This is a genomic window from Pseudomonas onubensis (assembly GCF_965653655.1).
GTDB lineage: Bacteria > Pseudomonadota > Gammaproteobacteria > Pseudomonadales > Pseudomonadaceae > Aquipseudomonas.
The window spans coordinates 1-7627 of the sequence record NZ_CBFHAZ010000172.1; the positions used below are offsets into that span (position 1 = coordinate 1).

Sequence of the window (7627 nt, forward strand, 5' to 3'; positions counted from 1 at the left end):
GTCAGTGACAGTTGAATTGACTGACCCACCGCATTCGCGAGCAAGCCCGCTCCCACCTTTGACCGAGTGTTGGGGCGAGGACTTTTTGCTTGCTTTTTGCTGGGCCGGCACTCCGGTCCTTCAAAAAGTGAGCCGCCGTCAGGGCGGAACCCTAAGCCGTTACCGCAGCAACGGATATGTATGCCGCCCACCAGTAAAGCTAACGCAACGGCCCCAACACCTGCCGATACCGCTCCACCCCCTGCGGCGTCTGCCTGACCAGGCTGATCTCCATGCCCAAAGGATCCTCCCGCCGATTACCACTCAATTGCCGCCAGCCTTTGTCCGCCTGCCACACTCGCACCTGTACATCACTGACCCCACTCAACACCACCACCCCGTCTTTGGCCGCCGGCAGTGGAAAGCGATCCCGCGCAGGCGCTGCCGCACGGTACAGGCTGTCGCCCTTGAGCCACCAGCGCACGCGTTGCAGCCCATCGCCGGTCGCCGGTGCACTGCGAATCACCTCCAGCGTAAAACCCTTGCTGTCGGAGCTGCGCACCGTCACGGCGGCCAACCCGGCAGGTTTGGCGGTGTCGTCCTCGGTGGGGCCGGGCGCACTCAGTTCCACGCTGGCGCGCAGGCTGACATCGCGTTGCAGCTGGTTCAATGCCCGCAGCAGCGCTTCAGTCTGTTCGGTACTGGCTTGCAGGTGCTGGTCGGCGCGGGTCACGCTGTCGAGTCCACGCCAGGCGATCAGGCTGACCACCGCCATCAGCATGATCGCCACCATCACCTCGATCAGGGTGAAGCCTTGCTGGGATTGCTTCATGGCTGCGCCATCACGCGCATCAGCCCGGCCGAATCGCGTTGCAGGCTTAGGCGGTGTTGGCCGTCGGACAGCACCACGCGCACGGGTGGGCTGATCCATTCGGCGTCGAGTACCAGCACTCGCCCGGGTTCGATCGAGACCTGCATTGGCGTGTTTTCCCAGGGGCGCGGGCGCAGTTGGCTGTCACCCTTGAAGGTCTCGATACCTGAACCGTCCTCACTGCGGCGGTTGAAGCCAAAGCCCTTGGCGTCTGCGTGCCAGGTGATCGGGCGGCCGTCCGCGCGGGCTTCGGCCTGGGCCACTTGCAGCAGTTGGCTGAGGCGTTCGGCATCTTTGCGCAGCAGGTGCAGCGGGTCGGGCTTGATGGTCAGGCTGATGGCGGCACTGGAAATGCCGATGATCACCAGCACCACCATCAACTCGATCAGGGTAAAGCCTTGCTGTTTCATCGCCCGACTCCTGAACAACTGGTGAGCTTGTGAAATAAAAACGTGCGAATTGGCCTGTAGGCTAATGGCACGCACAGACAGGAGGTCCCGCTCATGGCATTCGCTCTTCGTGTATCGCCCGCCCACGGTGTGCAGGCGCTGGCCTTGTTGGCGGCTTTGTCCGGGGTGGTGGTGTGGACGCCGTTGCTGCTGACGTCCGCCGAGTCCCATACGCCCCAGGCCGCGCCCCAGACGCTGGCGGCGCGCAGTGACAACCCGGCGTTGCAGTGGTTTGCCACTGCGCCCTCGGCGTTGCAGGTCAAGGTTTCCGGCGTGCTCGCCGGCGCCCGTGGCGCGGTGGCGATCCTCAGCCTTAACGATGGGCCGCCCCGCAGCTTCCTGCTTGGCGAGCGTTTGAGCCCCGGTGTGCGGCTGACCGCCATTGAAGGTGATGGCGTGGAGATCGAGCGCGGCGGCGAGAAGCTGCGCGTCAACCTCGACAAGTTACCGGACGCGCCTGCGTTGCCATCACTCACTCGGCCATGACCTGGGTTGCCAAACGCGCCAACGGCGGTGCTTCGCGGCTGGCGTCAAGCACCAGCAGGCTGACCTGAAACAGGCGGCCCTCGTCGTTGATGGTCTGCTCACAGCGCAGTTTGAGCCGGCCCTGGTCACAATCGAAGGTCTTTTTGCCGCTGCGTAGCTGCCCGCCCAACCGCAGCTCGGCCAAGCGACTTTGCCCGGCCAGCAGCGCGATGGATTTGTCACGCAGCAGGCCGTTGCTCTGGGTCATCAACCCGGCCACGCGCACGGCGGCGGCCATGGCCACAGCAATGATCGCCAGCGCCACCAGCACTTCAATCAGGGTAAAGCCTTGCTCCTTGCGGCGGCTGTACATGGCGCTCTCAAAGCCGGGAAACAGGCCCGCAGACTAGCGCCGGCAGTTGACCGATTAGCGACCAAACCTCCCGAGGATTTTCAATACGACTGACATGTGTTCTTGCAACACTGCGCCACGAAATGCACCCAAGCCAAGGAATGTCGAGATGGAAATCGCGCCCCTAACGTCCCCATTGCCAGGCCCGCGCGGCCAACGTGGCTTCACCTTGATCGAGATCATGGTGGTGGTGGTCATACTCGGGATTCTGGCGGCGATGGTGGTGCCCAAAGTGCTCGACCGCCCCGACCAGGCACGGGCCACGGCGGCCAAGCAGGATATCGGCGGGCTGATGCAGGCGCTGAAACTCTATCGCCTCGACCACGGCAGCTACCCGAGCATGAACCAGGGCTTGAAAGTACTGGTAGAACGCCCGGCCGACGCCAAGAACAGCAACTGGCGCGCCTACCTGGAGCGCCTGCCCAACGACCCGTGGGGCAACCCTTATCACTACCTCAACCCCGGCGCCAATGGTGAGGTCGATGTGTTTTCCCTCGGTGCCGACGGCAAACCGGATGGCGACGGCGTGAATGCCGATATCGGCTCCTGGCAGTTGTAAGGCCGGCCATGAACAGGCATTCGCCCGCAGTGGCGAAGCAGCGCGGCATGGCGATTATCAGCGCCCTGCTGATCGCGGCGGTGGTGGCGGTGATCGCCGGCGCCATGCTCACGCGCCAGACCGTTTTCACCCGTAGTCTTGAGGCCGAGCAGCAGCGCGTGCAGGGCCAATGGCTGTTGCTGGGCGCGCTGGAACACAGCCGCCTGTTGCTGTGGGACGCGCGTAAAAAGGACGTGCTGACCCGCCCCGACCAGCCATGGGCACGCGCCCAGGTCGGTGTGTTCGAAGGGCGGCTGGAGGATGAACAGGGCAAGTTCAACCTGCGCAACCTGGTCAATCGCCAGCAACCTGATGACGAACAATTGCAGCACTTCGAGCGCTTATGCCAGTTGATCGGTATCGATTCGGCCGTGAGCCGTCGCATCAGCCAGCGGGTGATCGCCTCCTATGACCAGCGCATTGTGCACAAAGGCGCGCCGGATGAGCGGCTACCGGCCAAATACCCGATGTTGCGCAGCCTCGATGACCTCAGCGCTATTGATGGCGTCGACCCGAAAATGCTGCGGCGCCTGCACGCATTTGTCAGCGTGCTGCCCGGCAATACCTGGGTCAACGGCAATACCGCCAGCGCCGAAGTGCTTAGCGCGGTGGTGCCGCTGCTCAGTCTGTCCCAGGCCCAGGCGCTGGTGGACGAGCGCGACAGCGGGCGCTGGTTTATCAACCGTGGCGACTTTGTTAACCGCCTGCGCATGCCCCAAGTGGCGATGGATTCGGTGCAGGTGGGCATCACCAGTGAGTGGTTCCGCTTGCAGGGCCAGGCCCGTCACGAGCAACGCCGGGTGACGATCGAGGCGTTGTTGCACCGGCCTGAAGACCGCCAGCCGCAGGTAATCTGGTCACGGGTGGGCGTATGAAACGTTTGCGTATCGGCTTGCCGCCACTTGATCAACTGACGCTCGACAGCCCCGTGAATTTTGCCTGGCTGGACCGTGGCCTGGTGATCGCCGAAGGCCGCGAAAGCCTGAAGCAGTTGGGCCAACACCGCCAGGCAGTGGATTGCTTCCTGCACCCGCGTGACAGCCTGCTGACCAGCCTGGAGTTGCCGCCACTGCCGGCTGCAAAAAACGCGGCGGCCGTGGCCTGTGCGGCGCAGGCGCTGATCCTTGGGCCGATCGAACAGATGCAAGTGGCCCATGGCCCGCGTGACAGCGATGGCCGCGTGCAGGTGGCCTGGGTACCCAAGGCCGGGCTGGCACAACTGGGTCAGGTATTGGCGCAGGTGCCGCTCAAGCTGCGCGGTCTTTACCCGGCGCCGTATGCCTTGCCGGTAGCCACGGCTGCACTGGACGACGGGTATTTGCTCACACGCGATAGCCTGCACCAAGGCGCCGTGCATCCGCTGGGGCAGCACGCTCTGGATCAAACGCTCGACGTGCAGCTGGTCGAGACCGCGCATCGCTGGAGCGGCGCAGTACCCGCCTGGGGCTTGCAGGGGCACCTCAATCAGCGTGCGTCCGGCGGCTGGGGCAGGGCGCTGGCCTGTACGGCGCTGGCCGTCTTCATCTGGACCGTCGGCCTGAACCTGTACGCCGCCCGCCAGGCCGAAGAAGGCCAGCGGCTGAAGGCGCTGATGAGCCAACAGGTGCGCCAGGCCTTTCCCGAGCTGCCGGTGATCCTCAACCCTCTGCAGCAGGTGCGCCAACAGTTGGCGGCGCGGCAAAGCGGGGCGGCCGCTGATCCCGGCCAACGCTTTACCAGCCTGCTGCAACTGGCGGGCAGCCACTTGCCGTTTATGGTCGGCAGTGTCGACAGCCTGAGCTTTGAGCAGGGCCGTTTGCACCTGGGCCTGTTGGCCGACAGCTATAGCCCGGCGGCGCAAGGCGACTGGCAGTCGGCGCTGGCCGAAGCCGGTTTTGCCGCGACCCGTGATGAACAAGGCTGGACTCTGGGGCCGGCAGACAACACCGTCACCCCGGAGGAGGACGACGATGAATAAGTGGCAGCAGGTGCGCAGCCAATTCCATGGGTTCTGGGCTGGCCTGGCGGTGCGTGAAAAACGCCTGCTGACCGGTGCCGGGCTGGTGCTGGCGAGCCTGTTGACCTGGTTGGTGCTGGTTCAGCCGGCGCTTAAAAAAATCGATTATTGGCAGGCCGAAACCCCGAAGCTGCGCTCACAGGCCGAAGCCTTGCAGGTGCTGCTGCAGGGCGTCGCGGCGCCGCGGCAGGCGGATGACAGTGCGCTGCGCCAAGCCCTCGATGGCGCCGGCCTGCAAGGCCATTACCAACTGCAGGCGCTGGCCCCCGGCGGCTGGCAGCTGACCTTGGAGAATGCCCCGGCTGACCGTGTGGTGGACTGGCTGCTGGGCAACCCCCGTTCGTTTTCTTTGGAAGTGTCCGAGGCACGCTTGCAACGCGCTCCGGATACCGTCGACAACTCGGCCGGCACTGTGTCCGGGACCGTTCGCATGGATCAGGCGCTTGGCGCTAAGGAAGCTTCATGAAGTGGTCAGTCCCCAACTCCGCGCCTTTTCGCAAGGTCGCGCCGCTGCTATTGCTGGCCCTGAGCGCATGCAGTAACCCGCAGTCACCCAAGCCGTTGCTGGTGGACAGCGAGCTGGGCCAGCCATTGGCCGACACGCGGCGCAGCGGCGAAACCGTGCTGGACCGCCAGCGCGAACCCGCGCCGGCCCCGCGCGTGCAGCACCCGCTGACCAACAGCGCCCGTGGCCATGCCCCGGCGGTGCTCAAGGCGCGCAACCCGCTGGGCGACCAGCCGGTACAGCTGAATTTTGTGGATGCCGATATCCAGGCGGTGGTGCGTGCCTTGTCGCGCGCCACCGGCCAGCAATTTCTGGTGGACCCGCGTGTAAAAGGCAACCTCACCTTGGTCAGCGAAGGCCAGGTGCCGGCGCATCAGGCCTACGACATGCTGCTGGCGGCGTTGCGCATGCAGGGTTTCAGCGTGGTGGATGTGGGTGGCGTCGCCCAGGTGGTGCCGGAGGCCGATGCCAAGCTGCTCGGCGGGCCGATCTACAGCGCCGGCAGCAGCGGCATGCAGACGCGTACCTTTCGGCTGCAATATGAAAACGCGGTCAACCTGATCCCGGTGCTGCGTCCTATCGTGTCGCCGAATAACCCGATCAACGCCTACCCCGGCAACAACAGCATCGTCATCACTGACTATGCCGAAAACCTGGCGCGGGTGGCGCAGATTATCGACGGCATCGACACGCCCAGCGCCATCGACACCGATGTGGTGAAGATCCAGAACGGCATCGCCGTCGACATCGCGGCCATGGTCGCTGAATTGCTGGACACCCAGGGTGCCGACCAGACGCAAAAGATCAACGTGGTGGGCGATCCGCGTTCCAACTCGATCATCATTCGTTCCGGCAGCCCCGAGCGCACGGAGCTGGCGCGCAACCTGATCTACAAACTCGACAACGCCCAGAGCAACCCGAGCAATATGCACGTGGTGTACCTGCGCAACGCGCAGGCGGGCAAGCTGGCGCAGTCGCTGCGCGGGCTGTTGACCGGTGAGAGCGAGTCCGGGGTCAGCGATGAGGCGCGCGGCAAGCTCAGCTCCATGGGCGGCGGCTCCCAGAACAGCCAGGGCAGCAATACTCAGAACAGCAGCGGCACGCCCACTGGCAGTGGTGTGCAGTCGTCCGGTTACGGCCAGTCGAACAGTTCGGGCAGCGGCGCCAACAGCAGCACCCCCAGCGATCAGAACACCGCGTTCAGCGCCGGCGGTGTGACGATCCAGGCGGACGCTACCACCAACACCCTGTTGATCTCGGCGCCCGACCCGCTGTACCGCAACCTGCGCGAAGTCATCGACATGCTCGACCAGCGCCGCGCCCAAGTGGTGATCGAAAGCCTGATCGTTGAAGTCAGCGAAGACGACGCCAGTGAATTCGGCGTGCAATGGCAGGCCGGCAACCTCGGTGGCAAGGGCGGTTTTGGCGGCGTCAACCTGGGCGGCAGTGGATTGGTGACGACCGGCAAGACCAGCATTGATGTGTTGCCCAAGGGCCTGAATATCGGCCTGGTTAACGGCAGTGTGGATATTCCGGGCATCGGCAAGGTGCTCGACCTCAAGGTGCTGGCCCGCGCGCTCAAGAGCAAGGGTGGCACCAACGTGCTGTCCACGCCGAACCTGCTGACCCTGGACAACGAAGCGGCGAGCATTTTTGTCGGGCAGACCATTCCGTTTGTCACCGGCAGTTATGTCACCGGTGGCGGCGGCACCAGCAACAACCCGTTCCAGACCGTGCAGCGTGAAGAGGTGGGGCTCAAGTTGAACGTGCGGCCGCAGATTTCCGAGGGCGGCACGGTGAAGCTGGATATTTACCAGGAGGTCAGCAGCGTCGATACGCGCGCCTCGGTGGACGCGGGCACGGTGACCCAGAAGCGCGCAATCGATACCAGTATTTTGCTGGATGACGGGCAGATCATGGTACTCGGTGGGTTGCTGCAGGATGGCTACAGCCAAAGCAATGACGCGGTGCCGTGGCTGGCGGATATCCCCGGGTTGGGGGCGCTGTTTCGCAATGAAAAGCGCAGCGTCACCAAGACCAACCTGATGGTGTTTTTACGCCCCTACATTATTCGCGACAGTGGCGCGGGGCGCAGTATTACCTTGAACCGCTATGAGTTCATGCGCCGCGCCCAAGGCGGGTTGCAGCCTGAGCACAGTTGGGCGCTGCCGGATGTGCAGGCGCCGCAGTTGCCTTCGGTGGACAAGGCGATTCCCGGGGCGCAACAGCAGGGGCCAAGGGCGGTGATTCGGGCGGTGCCGGTTTCGCAGGTGCGGCCGTGATCTACCTGAAGCATGAAGATCAAACTGTGGGAGCGGGCTTGCTCGCGAATGCTGTGGGTCAGTTTCAAAT

Annotated in this window: 9 protein-coding genes; 6 read left to right on the plus strand and 3 right to left on the minus strand. The window is 64.2% G+C overall.

What is annotated here, in order from left to right:
* Nucleotides 1–199 precede the first annotated feature (199 nt).
* The gene (locus ACTD9P_RS29000) at nt 200–811 is read right to left on the minus strand and encodes a type II secretion system protein GspJ (protein ID WP_438870337.1); all 612 of its coding nucleotides are present in this window, start codon (nt 809–811) and stop codon (nt 200–202) included.
* Nucleotides 808–1260, minus strand: a complete 453-nt coding sequence (gene gspH / locus ACTD9P_RS29005) for a type II secretion system minor pseudopilin GspH (protein ID WP_438870338.1) — start codon at nt 1258–1260, stop codon at nt 808–810. The genes ACTD9P_RS29000 and gspH overlap by 4 nt, the downstream gene beginning before the upstream one ends.
* Before the next feature lie 93 nt (nt 1261–1353).
* On the opposite strand from gspH, the gene ACTD9P_RS29010 reads away from it, so the two are divergent.
* Nucleotides 1354–1785 (plus strand): type II secretion system protein N, encoded by a 432-nt coding sequence (locus ACTD9P_RS29010; protein ID WP_438870339.1) that lies wholly within the window; start codon nt 1354–1356, stop codon nt 1783–1785.
* On the opposite strand, the gene gspI is transcribed toward ACTD9P_RS29010, so the two are convergent.
* On the minus strand, nt 1772–2137 hold the full coding sequence (gspI, locus tag ACTD9P_RS29015) for a type II secretion system minor pseudopilin GspI (protein WP_438870340.1): 366 nt from the start codon (nt 2135–2137) through the stop codon (nt 1772–1774). The genes ACTD9P_RS29010 and gspI overlap by 14 nt on opposite strands.
* Before the next feature lie 148 nt (nt 2138–2285).
* Here gspI and gspG point away from each other — a divergent pair, with 148 nt between their 5' ends.
* From gspG to gspD, 5 genes are read left to right on the plus strand one after another with little or no spacing between them, the layout of a single operon-like run.
* Entirely contained in the window at nt 2286–2735 is a 450-nt protein-coding gene (gspG, locus tag ACTD9P_RS29020) for a type II secretion system major pseudopilin GspG (RefSeq protein ID WP_017139656.1), read from the plus strand.
* An 8-nt stretch (nt 2736–2743) separates the two neighbouring features.
* Nucleotides 2744–3649 (plus strand): type II secretion system minor pseudopilin GspK, encoded by a 906-nt coding sequence (gspK, locus tag ACTD9P_RS29025; protein ID WP_438870341.1) that lies wholly within the window; start codon nt 2744–2746, stop codon nt 3647–3649.
* Nucleotides 3646–4731 (plus strand): type II secretion system protein GspL, encoded by a 1086-nt coding sequence (gspL, locus tag ACTD9P_RS29030; RefSeq protein ID WP_438870342.1) that lies wholly within the window; start codon nt 3646–3648, stop codon nt 4729–4731. The genes gspK and gspL overlap by 4 nt, the downstream gene beginning before the upstream one ends.
* A complete protein-coding gene (locus tag ACTD9P_RS29035; RefSeq protein WP_438870343.1) occupies nt 4724–5236 on the plus strand; it encodes a type II secretion system protein M in 513 nt (170 codons plus the stop codon). The genes gspL and ACTD9P_RS29035 overlap by 8 nt, the downstream gene beginning before the upstream one ends.
* Nucleotides 5233–7557, plus strand: coding sequence for a type II secretion system secretin GspD (gene gspD / locus ACTD9P_RS29040; RefSeq protein WP_438870344.1), 2325 nt, complete (start codon nt 5233–5235; stop codon nt 7555–7557). Before ACTD9P_RS29035 ends, gspD begins: the two co-directional genes overlap by 4 nt.
* Nucleotides 7558–7627 lie beyond the last annotated feature (70 nt).

Bases quoted from the DNA above. Each gene is read 5' to 3' on its own strand.
- gspH (WP_438870338.1), bottom strand. From the start codon at position 1,260: ATGAAACAGCAAGGCTTTACCCTGATCGAGTTGATGGTGGTGCTGGTG.
- gspI (WP_438870340.1), bottom strand. From the start codon at position 2,137: ATGTACAGCCGCCGCAAGGAGCAAGGCTTTACCCTGATTGAAGTGCTG.
- ACTD9P_RS29035 (WP_438870343.1), top strand. From the start codon at position 4,724: ATGAATAAGTGGCAGCAGGTGCGCAGCCAATTCCATGGGTTCTGGGCT.
- gspL (WP_438870342.1), top strand. From the start codon at position 3,646: ATGAAACGTTTGCGTATCGGCTTGCCGCCACTTGATCAACTGACGCTC.
- ACTD9P_RS29010 (WP_438870339.1), top strand. From the start codon at position 1,354: ATGGCATTCGCTCTTCGTGTATCGCCCGCCCACGGTGTGCAGGCGCTG.
- gspG (WP_017139656.1), top strand. From the start codon at position 2,286: ATGGAAATCGCGCCCCTAACGTCCCCATTGCCAGGCCCGCGCGGCCAA.
- gspD (WP_438870344.1), top strand. From the start codon at position 5,233: ATGAAGTGGTCAGTCCCCAACTCCGCGCCTTTTCGCAAGGTCGCGCCG.
- gspK (WP_438870341.1), top strand. From the start codon at position 2,744: ATGAACAGGCATTCGCCCGCAGTGGCGAAGCAGCGCGGCATGGCGATT.
- ACTD9P_RS29000 (WP_438870337.1), bottom strand. From the start codon at position 811: ATGAAGCAATCCCAGCAAGGCTTCACCCTGATCGAGGTGATGGTGGCG.